Origin of the sequence: Mycobacterium sp. NPDC050041 (assembly GCF_049541695.1) — a bacterium.
In the GTDB taxonomy this organism is placed as follows: domain Bacteria; phylum Actinomycetota; class Actinomycetes; order Mycobacteriales; family Mycobacteriaceae; genus Mycobacterium.
The window spans coordinates 616,290-637,155 of sequence record NZ_JBMVDG010000001.1 but is presented as its reverse complement, the minus strand read 5'-3'; the positions used below and the strand labels follow the sequence as shown (position 1 = coordinate 637,155).

General features: G+C 69.7%; 13 protein-coding genes. 2 read left to right on the top strand and 11 right to left on the bottom strand.

Annotation, left to right across the window (positions count from 1 at the left end; translation table 11 throughout):
- Nucleotides 1–190: 190 nt before the first annotated feature.
- Nucleotides 191–2,020 (top strand): phosphoenolpyruvate carboxykinase (GTP), encoded by a 1,830-nt coding sequence (locus ACPCHZ_RS03120; RefSeq protein WP_423483399.1) that lies wholly within the window; start codon nucleotides 191–193, stop codon nucleotides 2,018–2,020.
- A 14-nt stretch (nucleotides 2,021–2,034) separates the two neighbouring features.
- On the opposite strand, the gene ACPCHZ_RS03115 is transcribed toward ACPCHZ_RS03120, so the two are convergent.
- The 11 genes from ACPCHZ_RS03115 to ACPCHZ_RS03065 all read right to left on the bottom strand — a co-directional run bounded on the left by ACPCHZ_RS03115 (nucleotide 2,035) and on the right by ACPCHZ_RS03065 (nucleotide 18,085).
- Nucleotides 2,035–4,674, bottom strand: a complete 2,640-nt coding sequence (locus ACPCHZ_RS03115; protein ID WP_423483398.1) for an ATP-binding protein — start codon at nucleotides 4,672–4,674, stop codon at nucleotides 2,035–2,037.
- 8 nt (nucleotides 4,675–4,682) lie between these two features.
- A complete protein-coding gene (locus ACPCHZ_RS03110) occupies nucleotides 4,683–6,275 on the bottom strand; it encodes a peptide ligase PGM1-related protein (protein WP_423483397.1) in 1,593 nt (530 codons plus the stop codon).
- The gene (locus tag ACPCHZ_RS03105; RefSeq protein ID WP_423483396.1) at nucleotides 6,272–7,390 is read right to left on the bottom strand and encodes an adenylate/guanylate cyclase domain-containing protein; all 1,119 of its coding nucleotides are present in this window, start codon (nucleotides 7,388–7,390) and stop codon (nucleotides 6,272–6,274) included. Before ACPCHZ_RS03105 ends, ACPCHZ_RS03110 begins: the two co-directional genes overlap by 4 nt.
- Complete coding sequence (locus tag ACPCHZ_RS03100; RefSeq protein WP_423483395.1) at nucleotides 7,387–9,645, bottom strand: ATP-binding protein; 2,259 nt, start codon at nucleotides 9,643–9,645, stop codon at nucleotides 7,387–7,389. The genes ACPCHZ_RS03105 and ACPCHZ_RS03100 overlap by 4 nt, the downstream gene beginning before the upstream one ends.
- Entirely contained in the window at nucleotides 9,642–10,058 is a 417-nt protein-coding gene (locus tag ACPCHZ_RS03095) for an FHA domain-containing protein (RefSeq protein ID WP_423483394.1), read from the bottom strand. Before ACPCHZ_RS03095 ends, ACPCHZ_RS03100 begins: the two co-directional genes overlap by 4 nt.
- 233 nt (nucleotides 10,059–10,291) lie before the next feature.
- Nucleotides 10,292–11,581, bottom strand: a complete 1,290-nt coding sequence (locus ACPCHZ_RS03090) for a VWA domain-containing protein (protein ID WP_423483393.1) — start codon at nucleotides 11,579–11,581, stop codon at nucleotides 10,292–10,294.
- Entirely contained in the window at nucleotides 11,568–12,491 is a 924-nt protein-coding gene (locus ACPCHZ_RS03085) for a PP2C family protein-serine/threonine phosphatase (RefSeq protein WP_423483392.1), read from the bottom strand. The genes ACPCHZ_RS03090 and ACPCHZ_RS03085 overlap by 14 nt, the downstream gene beginning before the upstream one ends.
- Nucleotides 12,492–12,589: 98 nt before the next feature.
- The gene (locus ACPCHZ_RS03080) at nucleotides 12,590–14,794 is read right to left on the bottom strand and encodes a tetratricopeptide repeat protein (protein WP_423483391.1); all 2,205 of its coding nucleotides are present in this window, start codon (nucleotides 14,792–14,794) and stop codon (nucleotides 12,590–12,592) included.
- Complete coding sequence (locus ACPCHZ_RS03075; RefSeq protein WP_423483390.1) at nucleotides 14,791–15,804, bottom strand: hypothetical protein; 1,014 nt, start codon at nucleotides 15,802–15,804, stop codon at nucleotides 14,791–14,793. Before ACPCHZ_RS03075 ends, ACPCHZ_RS03080 begins: the two co-directional genes overlap by 4 nt.
- Nucleotides 15,801–16,769, bottom strand: a complete 969-nt coding sequence (locus tag ACPCHZ_RS03070) for a glutamate ABC transporter substrate-binding protein (protein WP_423483389.1) — start codon at nucleotides 16,767–16,769, stop codon at nucleotides 15,801–15,803. The genes ACPCHZ_RS03075 and ACPCHZ_RS03070 overlap by 4 nt, the downstream gene beginning before the upstream one ends.
- Nucleotides 16,766–18,085, bottom strand: a complete 1,320-nt coding sequence (locus ACPCHZ_RS03065) for a hypothetical protein (RefSeq protein ID WP_423483388.1) — start codon at nucleotides 18,083–18,085, stop codon at nucleotides 16,766–16,768. Before ACPCHZ_RS03065 ends, ACPCHZ_RS03070 begins: the two co-directional genes overlap by 4 nt.
- Before the next feature lie 155 nt (nucleotides 18,086–18,240).
- On the opposite strand from ACPCHZ_RS03065, the gene ACPCHZ_RS03060 reads away from it, so the two are divergent.
- Nucleotides 18,241–20,865: a LuxR C-terminal-related transcriptional regulator gene (locus ACPCHZ_RS03060; protein WP_423483387.1), complete on the top strand. Its 2,625-nt coding sequence runs from the start codon at nucleotides 18,241–18,243 to the stop codon at nucleotides 20,863–20,865.
- Nucleotide 20,866: the final 1 nt, after the last annotated feature.

Here is a 20,866-nt window from a genome sequence, read left to right as displayed (position 1 = left end):
AGCTCGGCTGAATCGTTCTTTCTGAATCGTTCCTGTGAGTGATCGGACATGATCCAGAATTTCCCCGGGTATGTCACCCACGTTAACCTCACTACAAGGGACGACCGCGGCACCACTGATTTCGTAGTTTCGGCGGCGTCGGGGTCTGCGTCCGGCAGCGCCCGTCAGCAGAAGATGCAGGAGACGAGAGATGACCTCAGCGACTATTCCGGGTCTGGACACCGCACCGACCAAGCATCAGGGCCTGCTCGCCTGGGTTCGGGAGATCGCCGAGCTGACACAGCCCGACCGGGTGGCGTTCGCCGACGGTTCCCATGAGGAGTACGAGCGCCTCGCGGCCCAGCTCGTCGAGGCGGGCACGTTCCAGAAGCTGAACGACAAGAAGCAGCCCAACTCCTACCTGGCGCTGTCGGATCCCTCCGACGTCGCCCGCGTCGAGTCGCGCACCTACATCTGTTCGGAGCGGGAGATCGACGCAGGCCCCACGAACAACTGGATGGATCCGGCCGAGATGCGCGGCATCATGACCGACCTGTACCGCGGCTCCATGCGCGGCCGCACCATGTGGGTGGTGCCCTTCTGCATGGGCCCGCTGGACTCCGAGGACCCCAAGCTCGGTGTGGAGATCACCGACTCCGAGTACGTCGTGGTGTCGATGCGCACGATGACCCGGATGGGCGCCGCGGCCCTGGACAAGATCGGCGAGGACGGGTTCTTCGTCAAGGCGCTGCACTCGATCGGCGCGCCGCTGGAGCCGGGCCAGCAGGACGTGCCGTGGCCGTGCAACGACACGAAGTACATCACCCACTTCCCCGAGACCCGCGAGATCTGGAGCTTCGGCTCCGGGTACGGCGGCAACGCGCTGCTGGGCAAGAAGTGCTACTCGCTGCGGATCGCGTCGGCGATGGCGCGCGACGAGGGCTGGCTCGCCGAGCACATGCTGATCCTCAAGCTGATCTCGCCCGAGGACAAGGCCTACTACATCGCCGCCGCCTTCCCGTCGGCGTGCGGCAAGACCAACCTCGCGATGCTGCAGCCCACCATCCCGGGCTGGCGCGCCGAGACCGTCGGTGACGACATCGCGTGGATGCGGTTCGGCAAAGACGGCCGGCTCTACGCCACCAACCCCGAGTTCGGCTTCTTCGGCGTCGCGCCCGGCACCAACTGGGACTCCAACCCCAACGCGATGAAGACCATCGCGAAGGGCAACACCGTCTTCACCAACGTCGCCAAGACCGACGACGGCGACGTGTGGTGGGAGGGCCTCGAGGGCGAGCCCGACCACCTGATCGACTGGAAGGGCAACGACTGGGTCCTGCGTGAGACGGAAACCAAGGCGGCGCACCCGAACTCGCGCTACTGCACCCCGATCTCGCAGTGCCCGACGCTGGCCCCCGAGTGGGACGACCCGCAGGGCGTGCCGATCTCGGCGATCCTGTTCGGTGGCCGCCGCAAGACCACCGTCCCGCTGATCACCCAGGCCCGCGACTGGCAGCACGGCGTCTTCATCGGCGCCACACTGGGTTCCGAGCAGACCGCCGCCGCCGAGGGCAAGGTCGGCACCGTCCGCCGCGACCCGATGGCGATGCTGCCGTTCCTCGGCTACAACGTCGGTGATTACTTCCAGCACTGGATCGACATCGGCAAGAACGCCGACGAGTCCAAGCTGCCGGCGGTGTTCTTCGTCAACTGGTTCCGCCGTGGCGACAACGGCCGCTTCCTGTGGCCGGGCTTCGGTGAGAACAGCCGCGTGCTGAAGTGGGCCGTCGAGCGCATCGAGCACAAGGCCGATGGCAAGACCACGCCGATCGGCATCGTGCCCACCGCCGAGGACCTCGACCTCGAGGGCCTCGACGTGGACGCCGCCGACGTCGACGAGGCGCTGGCCGTCAACCCCGAGGAGTGGCGCAAGGAATTGCCGCTGATCGAGGAGTGGTTCGAGTTCGTCGGCGAGAAGCTGCCGACCGGCATCAAGGACGAGTTCGACGCGCTGAAGACCCGCCTCGCCGAAGCGGACTAGCTGCACGCTCGTCGCTAGGTGAGCGTGCGCGCTCGGTCGATCTGCTCGAGGGCGTACTGCGCGATCGCGGAATTCGCCATGTTCGCGCCCAGCCCGGTGAGCCGGGCGTACTCGTCGTCGCCCAGCATCTGACGCAGGTGCGCTTCGGTGGCGGCGACCTCGGGGAAGGTGGCGCGGGCGAACACCGTCGCCGCGAACCCGACGATCACGGCCGCGCCGTCGTGAACACCGATGCGGTCGAGGGCAGAGGCGAGAACGCCCAGCGGACTGACCATGTGGGAGTAGGTGCCTGCATCGGAGAAGTTCTCGATCGCCGACGCCAGGAAGTCGAGCGCGTCCTGCGCGTCGCCATGAATGCCGACCATCGAGGAGAGATTCACCAACAGGTAGGCCTCGGTCATCCGATTGCCGCTGTCGATCGCGATCGACAGGCCGCGCCGCAGCGCTTCGTACGCGACGGCGGCGTCGTCGATGCGTCGCACGTAGCCGTAGGCGAGCAACCCGTACGCGCGGGCGCCGGGGTTGTCGGTGGCCTCGATGGACGAAAGCAACCGCAGACACGCGACTTCCGCGTCGTCCAGCCGCCCCGAGGTGAGCAGCGCCATCACCAGCGACGCCTGGTTGAACGTGCTCAGCTGCGACGCGTCGGTGTGGTCGAACAACTCCAGCCAACGGTCCGGCGCGCCCACCGTGATGTACGTGCCGCCGAGCGCGGTCGGCTCGATGTCGAACGGGGAGCGCAGGTATCGCTCGTCTATGATCAGCGCGGCGCCGGCGTCGGCGTAGTCGACTGCGGGCGTCAGCCGTCCCGTCCGGTAGCACTCCGCAGCCGCGACGTAGAGCTGGCCCAGGCGCGGGTGGTCGATCGCCTTGGCGGTGTCGATCAGTGATTCGGCCCAACGGGCCGGCTCATGTTGTTCGATCCATCCACCGAGGAATGCGGTGTACACGGCGATCGTGGCCGCGGTGTCGAGGTCGTGTCGCGCGGCTGCCCATCCGACCGCCACGCGCAGATTCGCCAGCTCGTCGGCGTACCAGGCGAACGCCTCACGCTGGTGGGGCCCGTCCCACAGGGCCAGCACCTCGTTCTCGAGGCCGGCGAAGTGACGGGCGTGGGCGTCGCGGGCGCCGGCCGCCGCTCCGGAGGCTTCGAGGTGTTCCTCGCCGTATCGACGGATCGTCTCCAGCATCGAGTACCGGGTGCGGCTGGACGACCGGTCGGCGGTCACGAGTGACTTGCGCACCAGGGCGTCGAGCAGGTGCAGGGTGACCACCTCGTCACCGGTCTCGGTCACGGCGTCGGCGGCAGTAAGGTCGAACCCGCCGGCGAACACGGAACACGCTGCGAGGGTACACCTTTCATCATCCTCCAACAGGTCGAACGACCATCGGACCGCGTGCCGCAGTGTGTGGTGGCGGGTGCTGCCCCGGCCCGGCCCGACGAGCAGCCGGAACCGGTCGTCCAGCCGGTCGCGGAGCTCGGTGACAGTCATCGACTGCATGCGTGAGGCGGCGAGCTCGAGTGCCAGCGGGATGCCGTCGAGGCGCCGGCAGATGTCGACGACGACGTCGCTGTTGTCCTGCAACGGTATCCCTGGTGCAACGGCATGCGCACGCTCGACGAACAGGTCGAAGGCGGTGGATGTGACGCCGTCGCATCCCAGCGGTGTCACCGGCCAGATCCTCTCGTCGGACACCCCGAGTCCCTCCCGGCTGGTGGCGAGGATCCGCACCGACGCCGAGCGGCCGAGGATCGACTCCGTGAGGCCGGCCGCCGCATCGAGGACGTGCTCGCAGTTGTCGAAGACGAGTAACCGGGAGCGGCCCTCCAGGGCGGCGGCCACACTGTCGGTGAGCGTCATGCCCGGCTGCTGGACGATGCCGAGCACTGCTGCCACCGCCTCGGGCACCGCCGTCGGATCGGCGACGGCGGCGAACTCGACCAGCCACACTCCGTCCGGGAAGTGTGGTGCGCTGCGTGCGGCGACCTCCACCGCGAGCCGCGTCTTGCCGACGCCGCCGACCCCCGTGAGCGTGACCAGGCGGTGGTCTCGGACCGAGGCGACCAGACCGGCCAGATCGTCGTCGCGGCCGAGAAGGCGATTCGGCGGTCGCCGTAGATTGCCCGTCGTAGTGTCCAGCGTCTTCAGTGGCGGGAAGTCGGTCGCCAGTCCGTCCGCGCGCACCTGGAACACCTCGACCGGTGCGGCGATGTCCCGTAACCGCTTCTTGCCGAGAGCGATCAGGTCGTCGTCGCCGACGAGACCCGACGCGGCGCCGTCCAGGAGGATCTGCCCGCCGTGCCCCGCGGACATCAGCCGGGCCGCCCGGTTGAGCACCGGGCCGAAGTAGTCGCCGTCGCGGTGCTGGGCCTCGCCGGTCGCGATGCCCATCCGCACCGGCAGGTCGAGCGCCCGCTGTGCGGCGACGGCGGCCTCGACAGCGGCCCGCGGTGAGCCGAAGACAGCGCACACGCCGTCGCCGGTGTGCTTGAACACCTCACCGCCGCGGGCGGTCACGGCGTCCCGTAACACGGCGTCGTGCTCGGCGAGCGCGGCCCGCATCACCTCTGCGTCTGCCTCCCACCGGCGCGTCGAGCCCTCGATGTCGGTGAAGAGGAAGGAGAGCACAGTCGAGGGCGAAGACGTCGTCATGGGCACTGTCAGGAGCCGGTGCCCAGGCCGGCGCCCACCGGCCACTCCTCGAGTGCCGCCGCTGCCTCCCGGCGGAGCACCGCCTGCGCCTCCTCGTAGATGCGTTGCGCGTCCTGCGGGTTGTCCCCGACGGCGGTCAATCCCACACGGCCGCACTCGGTCAGGCAGCTGATCATGTGGAACACCACACCGGTGCGGCGGGACTGGTCGAAGTGCAGACCGTGGTTCACGACGATGTCGAAGAGGTCGTCGACCGTCAGCGCCCTGAGCATGTCGTCTTCGAAGTGGTCGGTGGCCACGAGATATTTGGTGCTGCCGCTCGGGGTCAGATAGACACCGCGCTCACCGTCGTAGCGGCCGTCGGTGAGGAACTGCAGCGTCAGGAAGGGATGGGTGGTGCCGCCCTTGCGGAGGTTCAGCTCGATCGCGTACGGCGTCCAGGCACCGTCGACGTCCTGCACGACGACGAAATCCACGGCGAACCGTCCGAGGACTCCCAGCCCGGCCAGGTGCCTGCCGATCACCATCGCGGGTCGGGCGATGAGCGCGGCATAGCCGGGGTCGGCGGGGAAGACGCAGCCGAGGTACTTCTGACCGCTGGCGCCGCCGAGCAGCTGGTCGTGGGTGGACAGCAATTCCACGGTGCCGTCCGGCAGCGCCCGCATCTGGACGCTCGGACTGGTCAGTGCGACGCCGGTGATCCGCTCCTCGACGATGCCGCCGTACTGCTCGAAAGCCTTCAGGTAGACGTCGAGGGCGAGGTTGGGTGCTTCCAACTGCATGCCGAGCAGGCGTTCGGTGATCGCCGTCGCCTCCTGGGGTGACCCCTGCGGCGGAAGCCCGTGCAGATCGACGAGGGCGTTGCCCGAACCGGAGACACCGTCGTTGAGTTTGACGATGGCCTGGGTGAGCGAGGGCCGGTGGGCACGCATGCGCTGCACTCCGCCCACGATGTCCTCGACGGTGTGCAGGTCTTCGGCTCCGACCGGACACGTGACCCCGAGTTCCTCGAACATCCTGCGGCAGCCGGATTTCGTGCCGAGGTCGGCGAGCCGGGGATCCGCGCCGTACATCGGGATGCCGAGGCTCAGCGCGACATCCCGCTCGAGTGGTGTGGTGTTGTACGGAATCAGGTGGCAGCGTTCGGGATTCGGGATCAGCGCGCGGATCTCGCGCAGCAACCGCGGCCGGGCCAGCAGCTTCGAGCTGAGCGGTTCGGGTGAGGCGTCGCCGACCGGGACCACCGTCAGGCGCGCGCGGGCGTGGCGGGGGATCACTCCCGGCAGCAGGCCGAGGTAGTACTCCACGATCGACTCCGACACCGGCTGCGACGTCACGTAGATCATGCGCAGCCGCGGTTGCCGCAGCAACAGCAGCAGGAACAGTGCCCGTTCCTCCATGGCCTGCATGACGGTGCCGCTCCTGGCGGTCGGCCCGTCCATGCTGATCGAGGGGACGACCACCACCGATTCGTCCGCGAAGCCGGCGCGCATCGACTCCCACACCGAGGGCATCGACAGCTGGAGGGCGTCGAAGGTGCGGTAGCGCTCGTCCTCGTCGAGCTGCGAGAGCGACCTGCTGTCGGTCATCGATCCGGTCATGGGCTCATCTCCTGTATCGCACTGATGTTGTGGACTCGCACCGATCGGCTGAATCCCTTGGGCTGGACGTCGCCCACGAACTCCGACTGCGACGTGTGCTCGACGGCGGCGAGCACCCGGTCGGTGACCAGAACCTGCCACGGGCCGGCGTCGGAGCACAGCCGCGCGGCGAGGTTGGTGACGCTGCCGATCGCCGCGTAGTCGAAGCGTCCTTCGAACCCGATCCGGCCCAGCGTGGCGAATCCCTGAGCTATCCCGATGCCCAGCGCGAGGTCGTGACCGTGACGACGCCACCGCGCCGCGAGTCCCTGTACGGCGTCCCGGATCTCGATGGCTGTGCGGACCGCGCGCCACGCGGCGTCGTCGCAGGGCACCGGGTCGTTGAAGAACACCATGATGCCGTCGCCGGTGAACCGCTCGAGCGTGCCTTCGTACGCATGGATCGAGGCGCCCATCGCGCGGTGGTACTCGGCCAGCACGGCCATCACCTCCTCGGGTTCACTCGTCTCGGCGAACGGGGTGAAATTCCGCAGATCGGCGAAGAGCACCACGATCTCGCGACGATGGCTCTCCAGCAGGTGCTCGTCGCTGATCACCAGGTCTGTCAGCTGGGGCGAGAGGAAGCGCCGCAGGCGGTTGGTGCGCTCGAGTTCGCCGACCTGTTCGGCGACCCTGGCCTCGAGTTCGGCGTTCCACCGGGCCAATTCGGCGGCCTGGCGCCTGACGGTGTCGTGGTAGCGCTTGATGCGTGCCAGCGACGCGACGCGGGCCAGCAGCTCACTCTGGTCGAACGGCTTGGTGATGAAGTCGTCGGCGCCGGCGGTGAGCGCGGCCAGGCGCTGTTCGCTTCCGCTGGCGGTGATCATCACCACGGGAAGGAACTCCGTCGCCGGGTCGGATCGGATGCGGCGGCAGACTTCGTATCCGTCCAATTCGGGCATCACGACGTCGAGCAGGACGAGGTCCACGTCGCTTTGTGCGAGCAGCGTCAACGCTTCACCGCCGGATCGGGCGGTCAGCACCTGATATCCGCGGGGAGTGAGGACTGCGTCGAGCAGCCGCAGGTTCTGCGGTTGGTCGTCCACGGCCAGGACAGTCACCGGTTCGTCGGTCATGATGCCCCCGTCGCCAGATGCGCGTCACCTGTTCCTGCGACGGCCGGGATGCCGACGCTGCGAAGCGCGTTCACCACCTCGTCTCGACTGACCGGCTTTCGCAGGTACGCGTCCGCACCGAGTGCCATGCCGCGGATCCGGTCGTCGACGACAGAGGCGATCACCACCGGGATGTCAGCGGTGTCGCCGCCTGCCTTGAGTTCGGCGAGCACCTGCCATCCGTCGATCCCCGGCAGCCTGAGGTCGAGTACCACCGCGGCCGGCAGCACCCTGCGCACCAGGTCGAGGGCCTGCGCACCGTCGGAAGCCCGGAGTACCCGTACCGGCGACCCCTCGAGGTAGGCGGTGATCAGGTCCAGTGAGGCCCGGTCGTCGTCGACCAGCACGACGACGGGGAGCTCGCCGGTCGGGGCGGGTGCCCCGGGGTCGTCGCGAACGGGGTGTACCGGGACGGTGAAGCCGAACGTGCTTCCCACGCCGACGGTGCTCTCCAACCACATTCGACCGCCGAACAGTCCGACGATGCGCCGCGACAGAGTCAGGCCCAGTCCGGTGCCCTCCTCCTTGGAGACTCCTCGGCGGCCCTGCTGGAACGACTCGAAGATGCGCTCCTGATCGTCGGGGGGCACCCCGATCCCGGTGTCGGTCACGGTGACCACCAGGTCCGTGCCGTCCAGGACTGCCCGGACGGACACGTCACCCCCGTCCGGTGTGAACTTGACGGCGTTCGACAGCAGATTGAGCACCACCTGCCTGAACCGCAACTCGTCGGCGTCGATGGTCTCGACGTCGTCGGCCACGTGCACCGACACCGTGATCGCGTGCAGTGCGGCACGCTCACGAACCATCCTGAGCGTGTAGTCCAGTGCGCCGTGCACACTGAAGGTTCTCGGTTCGAGCACCATCTGGCCGGCCTCCACCTTGGACAGGTCCAAGATCTCGTTGAGGAGTTCGAGCAGGTGCCGACCGGAGTTCCAGATGTCGCGCAGGTACTCGTCCTGGCGCTCGTTGAGCTCGCCGAACATGCGTTCCAGCAGCACTTCCGAGAAGCCGATCACCGCGTTGAGCGGTGTGCGGAGTTCATGGGACATGCTCGCCAGGAACTCGGACTTGTGGTTGCTGGCGATCTCCAGCTCCCTGGTCTTGGTCTCCAGTTCCCGGAACAGCCGAGCGTTGACGATGGCCAGCGCCGACTGGTTGGCGAAGGTCTGGAGCAGCTCCATGAGATCGGGCGGGAACCTGCCGGTGCCTCGCCGGCGGATCACCAGGACGCCGACCATCCGGTCACCGGCGCGCATCGGCACGGCGAGTAGCGAGCGCCAGCCGTCCCGGAACAGGATGTCCAGGAAGGGGTCGAGTTCGGCCTGCTCGAGGTCGGGGATCTCGAGGGGGGTGTGGGCGTCCGCGGTTCGACCGACGATCGTGGATTCGCGGTCGATGGTGATCTCGCGCAACTGCTCCAACAGGCGTCGAGTGCTGCCGAACGCGCGCACGTGGAAGGCATCCGTCGTGTCGTCGTACTCGAGGATCGATCCGCCGTCGGTCCTCAGGGTGATGTCGCCGAAGCCGAGGTTGGTCAGCCGCACGGCATTGCTGATGATGCGTTTGAGCACCTCGTCCAGGTCGAGGCTCGAGCCGACCGCCTCGTCGACCTGTCGAAGTGATTCCAGCTGTTGAACTTTGGTGGCGAGCTCCGTGCCCCGCGCCTCAAGGGCCCGCATCAGGTCGACTTGTCGCAGCGCGATCGCCGCCTGTTGGGCGAACTCCTCCAAAAGTGCGCGTTCCCGCTCGTCGAAGGGCGCGACGTCCGTGCGCCACATGGACACCACGCCGACCACCTCGTCCTGCAGGAGCATCGGTGTGGAGAGCAGGGTGCGAAAGCCGGTGAGGCGCTGTAGATCGTGCCGCCCGTAGTCGACGTCACCCAGTACGTCGGCGATCTGGTGTGTGCACCTGTCCTCGGCGGCCCGGCCGACCGTGGAGGAACGATTCCTGGAAATGGGGTGCGCCAGGAGGTAGCGGCGGTATTCGTCGGGGGTCTCACCGGAGATGCGGGACAGCCGAAACACATCGCCGTCGAGGAGGAACAGCTGAGCGGCCCGCGCCCCACACAGTCGCGCGGCGTATTCGAGCACGGTGTCGAATACCGCGCCCGGGTCGGCGACGTCACGTGCGAGCGCTGCGAGGATCTCGCGACTGGCCGCGGACTGCTCCAGGGCGTCCCGCAACTCACGCTCCGATGCATGCTGTCTCATCCGGTTCTCCTCGCCTCACCGGGCTCTCGGACGATCGTGATCGTCGTCCATGCGCCGACGTGGATGCGGTCACCGTCTGTCAGCGGCGTCTCCTCGCCGTTGCCGAGGAACTCGTCGCTTCCGTTCAGGCTGGTCCCGTTGGTCGAACCGAGGTCGGTGACGGTCAGGCCGGTGGGGCTCAGTCGGAGCACCGCGTGCTGAGTGGAGACGCCGCGGTCGACGGGATGGATGCCGAGATCGATGCCGGGCTGCACCCCCTGCTCCCGGTGCCGGCGGCCGATCAGGGTGGTGCTGTGCCGCAACGTGATCCGACGCTCGGGGAACACCTCGGGGAACTCGACGGTGTCCGGGCCGCCACGGGCGACGACCCGCCCGTAGAACTCCGGATCGGCGCCGATGACGACGGTCCACACGGTCGGACGGTCGGCGCCGTCACCCTCCCGGGTCGGCGTGCCGCCGACGGGCTGGAGTGCGGTGTCGTTCCCGCATACCTCGCAGAAGCGACCGGTGACGGGTGCGCGACACGCGGGGCATAGCACCGGCGGAATGTTCGGAGCACGTTCGGCGGCAGACGATCTCATGGAACTGCCGCACACTTCGCAGTAGTCCTCGGCCGTCGAGACGTGCCCCTCGTCGCAGGTCGGCATCAGGCGTCCCTCCGCATGCGTGCGGTCCTGGTCGAGCGCGCGTCGAGCGCCATCTCGTCGGCCGCGGTGACCTCGGGTCGCAGCCGCGCGGTGCCGGTGCGTTCGTCGACGTCGAGGACGCCCCGGAGCAGTCTGGCGGTGCCGTCGTTGTTCGATCGCTCGGCCAGTTCGACGGCGCGCTGCAACTTCGCCGTCGCGGTCGCGATGTCGCCGTTCCTGCGGGCACTCAGGCCGTCTTGGACGGCCTGAGCCAGCTCCGCCTGCCCGGTGTAGTGCGCGACGCGCTGACTCATCCGCGCCGACAACTCCGTGTCCGCGGTCCAGATCGCCTTCACCAGGCCTTCGCCGCGCACCGTGCTGTCCGACACCAGGCTCACCCGCGCGGCGAGCTTTTCGCGGCCGACCGCGGACGGTTCGATGACGACCTGGAGGTGGTAGTCGCGTTCCTCGGCGCCCCAGGAACCCAGCGGGTACTCGCCGCACTGGTCTCCGGCATCGACGCGGCGGTGTGTGAGGTCCTCGACCGTTGGGGCGACCTGCTTCACGAATTCGACGCGTGCGCGTGCGGGCGTCCACAACCGCAGCGTCAGTTCGGGAATCGACTTGCCCATCGAGGTCCGCATGATCGTCGCGAAGTCGTCGGCGAGGTCGGCGCCATCGGCGACGATGTCCACGGTGCCGAGGAGCGCAGAGGAGATGGCCCGCAGTTCATCGACCCGCCAGTCGGTGCCCAACCCGCGGCAGTCGCAGGTGAACATTCCCTCGCTGAGGGCGATCTGGGCTGCCAACTGGTCCGGTGTCTCGTGCTCGTTCTTCCCATCGGTGAGCAGGATCGCGTGGGTGAGCGCTCCGGGGTGCTGCCCAACGACGCCGCGGACGTGCGCCAACCAGGCGCCCATCGCGGTGCCGCCGTCGGGCCGCAGGGCTGCGAGCGCACGCACCGCGCCGGCCCTGGCCGCCGGGTCGGCCCGGACCGGGTGCCCGTCGGCGGGGTAGACCGGTGAGGCTGTTCCGGTGCCGGCGACGATGGCGAAGTATGTGCCGTCGACGATTTCGTCCACGGCCGCCGAGGTGGCACGTACGGCGGCGTCGAACTTGGCGGCCGGTGACAACATCGATGACGAGCAGTCGATGACGATCACCTCGACCCGGTCGGTGGGCGCCGGCGTCGGCGCGGCGTCGGCCTCGGTCGCCACGCTGACGATCGCGTCGACCCTCCCGGCGCCCGCGGCGAGGTAGGGATTGTGGTCGACGTGTACCGAAACAATCTGTCTTTCATGAGAACTCATGACGACCTCCGATGGGTATCACGGCGACGGTGACGTTGTCCTGTCCGCCTGCCTGCAGCGCGTGGTCGACCAGCCTGCGCGCAACCGTGCACGCGTCGCCGCCCACGCACACCCGGGCGATGTCGCCGGGTTCCGGAAGGTAGTTCCACAGACCGTCGGTGCAGATGACCAGAAGGCCTGCGCCCGTGGCGGCGATGGTGCGCACACTGGTATCCGTCCACGGCTCGGCGTCGGCGTCGGCGTCGGCGCCGAGCCATCGGGTCAGCGTGTGCGCTCCGGCTCGCACAGCCGTGGACTGGGCCGACAGCCCGGCGCCGATGAGTTCTTGGGCCACGGAGTCGTCGACCGTGAGTTGCACCGCGGCTCCGGGCGGGTCGGGCACCCAGTACACCCTGCTGTCACCGACGTTGGCGACAGTGATGTGCACCGTGTCCTGGGCCGCGGGGACCACGGCCGCCGCGGTGTAGGTGCACGCCGGGGCCGATGCCGGGTCGCTGCTTCCTGCGCCGGTCCGCACGGCCGCTCGCGCCGCGTCCGCGAGACCCGTCGCGGCGGCGGAGCGGCCGCTGTGGCAGGCCGCGAGTGCGTCGAGCATCGCCGCGACGCCGGCCTGCGCGGCGGCGGTGGCGGCGGTCTGCGCGTCCACGGAGGTGGACACACCGTCACAGACGGCGGCGGCGAACGCGAAACGGCCGTCGCCGCTGGGCACGACCCCTGCTGCGGCGGCGTCCTCGTTGCGGGTGTGGTGCAATCCGCGGTCGGTGATCAGCACGATGCCGCCCACGTCGACCTCGTCCCGGTCAGGTTCGGGGCGACGCTGCCCGCAGACGGTGCAGTACCCGTCGGTGAAATCCGCGTTGCCGCACTCACAGGGTCCGTGCGGCTCAGATCCCTTCCGCGGTACAGCCACCGGCGCCACGTCGAACAACGCGGCGCCGCACGTCCCGCAGAACCGGTGCGCGGGCTGCACAGGGGCGGAGCACCGAGGGCAGCGTCCACCGCACGCCGTCATGTCCTGGTCCTCGGTCGTATCGCGTTGGCCCGCTCCACCAGCGCGATGCGCTCCCACACGTCGACGGCGTCGCGCGCCAGTACGCGGTAGCAGGTCTCGATCCCGGCGCGCACACCCTGTTCGTCGAAGTCGACGTTCAGCAGCCGGAACGCGGTGGGCTTGTTTCCGGCGTCCAGCCAGCGCAACGCCGCGTCGAGCACTTTCAGCCGAATCGACGCGCGGCGGGCCGCCGACTCGAGATTCAGCGCGCAGGTCCGTTTGGCCGCATCGTGGAGCGTCGTCTCGTCCAGCTCGTCGGGTTCGAGCCCGTCGAGCAGGATGCCGATGGCCGTCGCACCCGCAGGCGCGCAGTGGGCCGACGCCTCGGGCACCCGGTCCAATGCCGCGACCGCGCCGGCCTTGTCCCCGGAAAGCGCGTGCAGGCGAGCGCACCCGAAGGCGGCGCTGACGTAGCTGTCGTCGGTGCGCCACACCGTCTCGTAGTGGCGCACCGCGACGTCGTACGCGCCACGCAGTTCCGCTGCTGCGGCGGCGGCGAGTTTCGGTGCCAGCTCGCCCGGCAACACGGCCAGCACCTCGTCGAAACGCGCACCGGCCTCGTCGTATTCGCGCTCGAGGAGGGCGCACTGGCCGAGGTACCAGGACAATCGCCAGTCGTCCTGCAGCACGGACCTCAGCTCCGCGAGCCGCTTCCTGGCATCGCCGGGGTTGCCGATCTCCAGAGCCGCGCGCACCAACCGCAGGGGGATCTCGACAGAGGAACTGCCGCCGCCGTGCGCCCCGCCCTGCGCCAGCCACAGCGCGTTCTCGAGCTGGGCGGGTGGTGTGCCACTGGTCGTGGCCAGCACCGCGGCCCCGGAATCGCGGGGGTCGACCACGGGCACGGCGAGCGCCGCCACCACCTCGGCCGGGACGATCGCCGCGTCGTGGGCCGCGCCGAAGATCCCGCGCTGGTGGCTGAAGTGGCTCGACTTCCGCGGCTGCACCACCGTGCCGCCCGCTGCGGCGATCTCGTACAGCACGCCGGTCAGCTGGTCGGCCAGCTCCTCCATCGACGCGAAGCGCCGGGCAGGGTCGGGATCGGTGGCCCTGAGGATGCAGCGGTGCAGGGACGGGTGCTCGGCCAGCACGGGCACGTCGTCGGGGCCGGGCAACCGGGGTGCCGGCCGGCCGGACTCCTGCGGCACGTCCATCACCAGCACGGCGAGTGCGCGTCCCACCGTATAGATGTCGCTGGCGACGGTCGGTCCGGTCCAGGCGATCTCCGGCGCCTGATAGCCGGCCGTGCCGTAGATCGCGCAGTCGTCGTCATCCATGTCGACGACGGCGCCGAGATCGATGAGCTTGACCTGCTCGTCGGTCTGCATCACGTTGTCGGGTTTGAAGTCGCAGTACGCGAGGCCTTGGGCGTGCAGATGACCGATGGCCGGGGCGATCTCGACGATGTAGGCGACCGCCTGTTCCGGGGGCAGGGGGCCGCCGTGGGCTCTGCGGATCTGTTTGAGCGACGTCCCGCCGACGTACTCCATGACGATGTAGCCGACCGGTGAGCCGGTGTCGTCGACGTGCTCGACGAAATTGTGGATCCGCACGATGTTCGGGTGTTCGACCTCCGCCAGCGCGTGTGCCTCGGCCGCGGCCGCGGCCATCGCGTCGACGTCACCCGAGTGGACGAGGCCCTTGAGGACGACGTGGCGGCCGTGCACGTTGTTGTCGGTCGCGAGGTAGATCCAGCCGAGACCGCCGTGGGCGATACAGCCCTGCACCTCGTACTGCCCGCCGATCAGATCGCCACGGCAGAGTCGCGGGACGAACGAGTAACGCGTGCCGCAATGGGTGCAGAAGCCCGACGTTCGGCCGGGGGTGCCGTCGGTGCCGCGTCCGACCGGCCTTCCGCAGTCGGAGTTGCCGCAGAACCTGTGTGCTTCCGGCACCTGTGGGTCGGGCAGGATGGCGGCAGCGGGATCGCCCTTCGGTATCCGGGGGATGTCGATGATCCCGGCGCCGAGGCCGCCACGTGCGCTGACGGTGGAGGTCGACGTGGTGCGCCGCGAGCGGGCCGAGCGCGCGGTGGACGGCATGGCCGCGGTCGAGGACGGGGCACCGGGGGCCGTCTGCACCTGCGGGGTGGGGGCCGTCCCGCACACGTCGCAGTAGCCGTCGACAACGGTTCCGGTGCAACCGGATTCGGCGCAGATCATCCGACCCTCCCGCGCTTTTCGGTGATCGCCTGCTGGTAGTCGGCCACGGCGCGGGTCACCGCGGACAGATCGCACGGGCGCCGGGACAGCAGGCCGGCGGCGATCCGCATCGACGACACCAGGTCGGCATCCTCCACCAGCCCGAGGCGTGCGGCTTTCGCCTGGTACCCCCGCAGCCGTCCGGTCAGCTCGTCGCGGCGGTCGAGCAGCCCCTGTGCGACCGCCTCGTCCGCGCGGATCTGCTGCAGCGCCGCGTCGATACGTCGCTGGACCTCCTGCAGCGCAGCAGGATTCGTCTCGACGAGGGACTCCAGCTGCCGGCGGAGATCGGGCTCGGGGTTCGGGCGCGTGGGCAGCGGTGCGGTGAGTACGCGCTGCTCGACCCGGAACCGGGTGCCTGTCGCCTCGGCGAACGCGGCCCCCACCTGGTCGATGGCGGCGGCGGTGTCGGTGAGCGCCTCCGCCCAGTTCTCCCGCAGGGCGACCCATTCGGCGATCACGGTGAGGCGCTCGGTGACATCGGAAGCCGTCAACGACAGCGGGTCGGTGGCCGCGATGTCCAGCAGCTCGACGATCTCGGGCGGATAGCCGACGCCCGCCTCGTCGAGGCGCGTCATGATCGGGGCGAGGCCGTGTGCCACCAGCGAATCGATCTCGTCGACGGCGTCGAGGAGACGGGTCACCACGCGGATGTCGACGAGCGTCTTCGGCAGTTCGCGCAACTTGTGCCTCAGCTCGGCGAACTCGACGTCGTCGGGGTCGGAGCGCCTGCGCGCGGAGCTGGCCGCATCCAGGATCGACATGGCTTGAGCGAGAATGTCCCAGGACTGCCTCAGCGTCTCCTCGGCGTGCGCCCACCGCTGTGCGGTCAGCCCGCTGGGGGAGTAGCGGCGCAGGTGGGCCAGGCCGGGGTGTGCGTCGAGCTCGACCAGGGTGGCCGACATCGATGCGACGTCGTCCGTGCGGGCCGCGAGTTCGCGGTCGATCTCGTCGAACGCGTTCGCCGTCATGGCGCCGCCTCGTAGCGCGGTGCGGGGGGACCGGGCGACGGCCCGAGACTGCGCAGCCACGTCGTGTAGAGCCGTTGCCACGTTCCGCCGGACCGGATCTCGTCGAGCGCGCCGTTGACGAACCGGACCAGATCCTCGCGGTCCTTCCGCATTCCGATGGCGTAGGGCTCGACACCCATGCTCGGCCCGACGATGCCCACATTGGGGTCCTGCTTGGCGAGCCCGGCCAGCACGACGTCGTCGGTGCTGATCGCATCGATCTGGCCCTGCTGCAGCATCACCAGGCAGTCGGTCCAGCTGGTCACACCGACGACGGCGGGCCGTGGGTCGAGTGCGAACAGCGTCGACACCGACGTGGTGCCGGACACCGCGCAGACCCGCTTGCCGGCCAGCGCCGCGGCGGAATCGATGTCCGATCCCTCGACGGCGAGGATGCGCTGGTTGGCGTAGAAGTACACCGTCGAGAAGGCGAGCTTCTCGCGGCGCTGACAGGTGACCGAGAAGGTGCGCACCACGAGGTCCACCTGACCCGACGTCAGTGCGGTCTCCCGCTGGGCGGCATCGACCACCCGCAGGTCGATGCGGTCGGCGTCGCCGAAGATGCGTCGGGCGATCTCGCGGGCGAGATCGATGTCGAATCCCTCGAGGCGTCCCGTCGTGGGGTTTCGGTACCCGAACAGGAAGGTGTTCTGGTCGACGCCGACCACCAGCCGTCCGCGTTCCACGATGGCCGCCATCGTCGAGTCCGCCGGCATGCTCCCCGGCTTCGGCATCGGTCCGGGGCGCAGGCTCGCTTCGCGATCACAGTCCGACGTCTGCGTCGCCGGCGCGGCGGTGATCTCGGTCGCGCCTGCGGGTCTGACCTGTGCGGGTGTGGCGTCGACCGGCGTGGGCGGCGCCGGCGGTGAGCCGCAACCGGCGGCGGCGGCGACCGCCAGCGCCACCAACACCCACCGCGCCCTCACAGGAACTCCTCGAGCCGCGGCCACAGTCCGGCAACGGCGGCCACCGCGGCGAGCGCCAACAACAACGTGGTGCCCACGGGCGTCCACGCCAATGCGTCACCGGCCGCGGCGGTGCGATCGCGCAGTACCGCACGGGTCTGCTCGATGTGATCGCGCAGAGTGGACTCCACCCAGGCGAACTGCACGGCCGAGCCGTTCGGGTCGGCTCCGACGGCTTGGGTCACCGCGGCGTTGTACTCGCCGCCGGCGTAGGCCCTCACCTGCCTGTCGTGTGCGGCCGACCAGGTCTGCACGTCGTCGACGACGGCCGCGGGTGCCGCTCCCAGAACCCCGTTGAGCTCGTCGAGTCGACCGCGGAAGGATTCCTCTCCCCTGCTGATGTCGCCCCGCGCGATGAGCTGCAGCATCTCGTCGGTCCGCGCCTGCTGTGCCAGGATCCGTGCCTTCGCGAGTTGGCCGAATCGTGCTGTGCCCTCGCTCTGGCCGCTCTCGACTCTCGCTGCGGCCACCCAGGTGGCGGTGACGATCCAGGTCATGGCCAGCACCACCAACGTCGCCGCGACGACCAGACCGACGTTGAACTGCCGGTTCGTCCGCGCGCGAAGCACCAGCGAACCGGCGAGGAGCACCGAGAGCAGCACCACCAGCAGCAGCAGGCCGGCGACGGGGGTCGCGCCGACCGCGCGCTGACCGGCGTGGACCACGGCCAGGTCGCGCGCGAAGATCCGCTCGGCGCCGGGGAGCAGTTCGGTCTGCATCAACGCGGAGGCCTCGCGCAGATACGCCGAACCGACCGGGAACTCCTGCAGGTTGTTGGCCCGCGCGAGTTCGACCAGGCCCGTGTAGGTCGCCAGCTGTGTCGAGATCTCCGCTGCTTCGGCACGCGTGTCCGCGTCGGTGGCGCCGGCCGTGACGTCCACGAGTGCCGACGACGCCGCCGCCAGCGCCTCCTGGTAACGGTTCCTCGCCGGTGCCGACAGTGTTCCGCCGGACAGGAACGCCGACGCGGCGGCTGCATCGGCCGCCGACAGCGCGGCGTACAGATTCTGTGCCGCGTAGGCGAACGGTTCCGACCGCTCGAGCACGACGTCGTGAGCGTCTATCCGCCGGTCGAGTGCGCTGGCGCAGACCACGGCGGCCACCGTGCAGGTCGCCACGACCGCGGCCGCGATCAGCACGATCATCCCGGGCGTTGTGGCCGCGAAACGCCGCATCCATGCACGCCGGTATGCGTGCGTCGCCCCGGCCGGCGCCTCGACGTCCACTGTGGCGGCGTCGTGCCGCGCCACCCGCAGGACTGCCGCCCCTTCGCCCATGTCGGACCCCACTTCGTGACCCACCGCTGCAGATCAGGACGCTTTCCATCATCACGGGCCTCGGCGCTGAATACGCGAGTACTGCACTACTGCTCTTTTGGGCAGTCCGGTGAAATCCACTACTTGCGGCTCCCCACGGTTCCTAGGCTGGGCCCATGCGGTTGACCTGGCCGTTGACCGGTCGCACCGAGGAGATGCGACTGATCGCGGCCGCGCTGTCCGACCCGGCCGTGTGCGGAATCGTCATCGGCGGCGCGGCAGGCGTGGGTAAGAGCCGGGTGGCGCGCGAAGCGCTGGATCAGGCCGCGACGCTCGGACACACGGTCCGCTGGGTCGTCGGCACGTCATGCGCGCGCGGCCTCCCGCTCGGTGCGTTCGCGGCGTGGGCCGGAACGGCCGGCAGCGACGACCTCCAACTGGTGTGCGCGGTGATCCGGTCGCTCACCACGGCCCCGGCCGACAGCGCGGTGGTGATCGGGGTCGACGACGTCCACCTGCTCGACGAGCTGTCGTTGTTCGTTCTGCAGCAGATCGCGCAGCGCGGTACGGCGAAGTTGATCCTGAGCATCCGCGACGGCGAAGAGATCCCGCTCGGCGTGCACGAGCTCTACAGGATCGGGCAGTTCGACAGGCTCGACCTCCAGCCGCTGTCGCTTTCGGAGACCACGGCACTCCTGTCCGCGACGCTGGCCGGTCCGGTCGACGCGCACGCCGCACGTCGGTTGTGGGAGCTGACCCGCGGCAACGCGCTCTACCTGCGACACATCGTCGAGCAGCAGGTCGCCGAAGGCCGGCTCGGCGGGGAGTCGGGCACCTGGTACTGGCTCGACGATCCCATCGTCGTCCCGCACAGCCTGGTCGAATTGATCGAATCGCGCACCGGGGCGCTGGCGCCTGATGTGGCGGCGGTCGTGGACACGCTGGCCGTGGGCGAGCCGATCGACCTCGCGGCCCTCGAGCGGATCGTGGGGTCCGACGCCGTCGAGCAGGCCGATGGCCGCGGGTTGATCAGCATCGAGCACGTCGACGCGGGCACTCAGGTGTGGATGGCCCACCCGCTGTACGGGGAGGTCCGCAGGAACCGCGCAGCGCCCACCCGGCTGCGCCGGTTGCGGGGACTGGTCGCCGCGGAGCTCGGCGCCGCGGACAACCGCGACGATGCGCGGGTCCTGGTCCGTCGCGCGGCGCTGAGCATGGACTCGGATCTCGCTCCGGACGGTGACCTGCTGTTCCGGGCGGCCCGCACAGCTGTTGCGCTGGCGGATCTGCCGCTCGCCGATCGGCTCGCCGCCGCGGCCGTGCACGCGGGGATCGGACCCCAAGCGGTGTTCGTCCGGGCACACGCGCTGTCGTGGAGCGGACGCGGACGCGAGGCGGAGGCGCTGCTCGCCGAGATGTCCGTCGACCGGATGGGCGAGGAGGACCAGGCACGGCTGACCTATCTGCGTGCGAGCAATCTGCTCTGGGCGCTGGCCGATCCGCCGGCGGCCAAGGCGATCATCGACGCCGCCTCGCACCTCACCGCCGGGCCTGCCGGTCGGTCGATGGATGCGCTGCGGACGGTGTACTGGTTCGCCGTCGACCGGCCGGCCGACGCGGTGCGGGCCGCGCAGCACCTCGAGCTCGACGACCTGCCCGCGATCGTCGGGGCCGAAACGGCGTGGGCGCTCACCGCCATCGACGCGGATGCAGGTGCGCTCAGCCGGGCCGTGAGCGTCGCCGAGGCGGGATATGCCGTGGCGACCCGGTCGTCGGATGCCCCGCACATGCAGTTCAACATCGCCGACGCGCACGTCGGGGCGCTGCTCTTCGCCGGCCACGTCGCGGCGGCGCAGGAGCTCGCCGAGCGGGTGCGCCGGCAGGCCGACGACCTTCCCGGCGACCCACGTTGGCTGGGCGACGCGATCGCCGGCCGGGCCGCTTCGGGCAGCGGCCACCTGGAGACGGCCTGCGAGTTCCTCGCGCCGGCGGCACGGGCGTTGACCGCTTCGGGTTACGCCATCGGCTGGGGTTACCGCTACGGCGTCCTGCACATGACGGCGCTGGCGATGCGGGGGTTGACTTCGGAGGCCGCGGCTCTCGGCGCGGACCTCGACGCCCGGCGGCGTCCCTTCCGGTCCCTCGACGACGAGCGGGCCCTCGCCCGGGCGTGGGTGTCAGCCGGCCAGGGCGCGGTCAGCGAGGGGACGGCGATCGCCGCGAACGCCGCCCGAACAGCGGCCGCCAACGGAAGATTCGCGGCGGAGGTGATGTGCCTGCAGACCGCGGCACAGTTCGGCGACACATCGGGCGCTGCGCGCTTGGACGAGCTCGACACGATCGTCGAGGGTCCGCGTGCCCGCGTCGCGGCGCGACTCGCGGCATCCCTTCGTGACCACGATCCCGCGGAACTGGTCGCCGTCTCCGACGAGTTCGAGCGGATGGGAGACCTGGTGGCGGCCGTGGACGCCGCTGCGCACGGCGGGGTGGCCTACCGCGACCGCGAGTTGCGCGGGTCCTTCCTGACCTGCCTCGCGCGCGCGGAGGCGTTGGCCGAGGTGTGCGGCATCGTCGAGACCCCGGCGCTGCGGCAGGCCCGCGAACCCATACCGCTCACCCTTCGGGAGCGGGAGATCGTGACGCTGCTCGGCCACGGACTGTCCAATCGTGCGGTCGCCGAGCGCCTGACGCTGTCGGTGCGCACCATCGAAGGGCACATCTACAAGGCGATGAGCAAGACGGGAACCACGAGCCGCGAGGAGCTCGCCGCGCTGTTGGCTCGCCGCAGGCCGCCCACTTGAC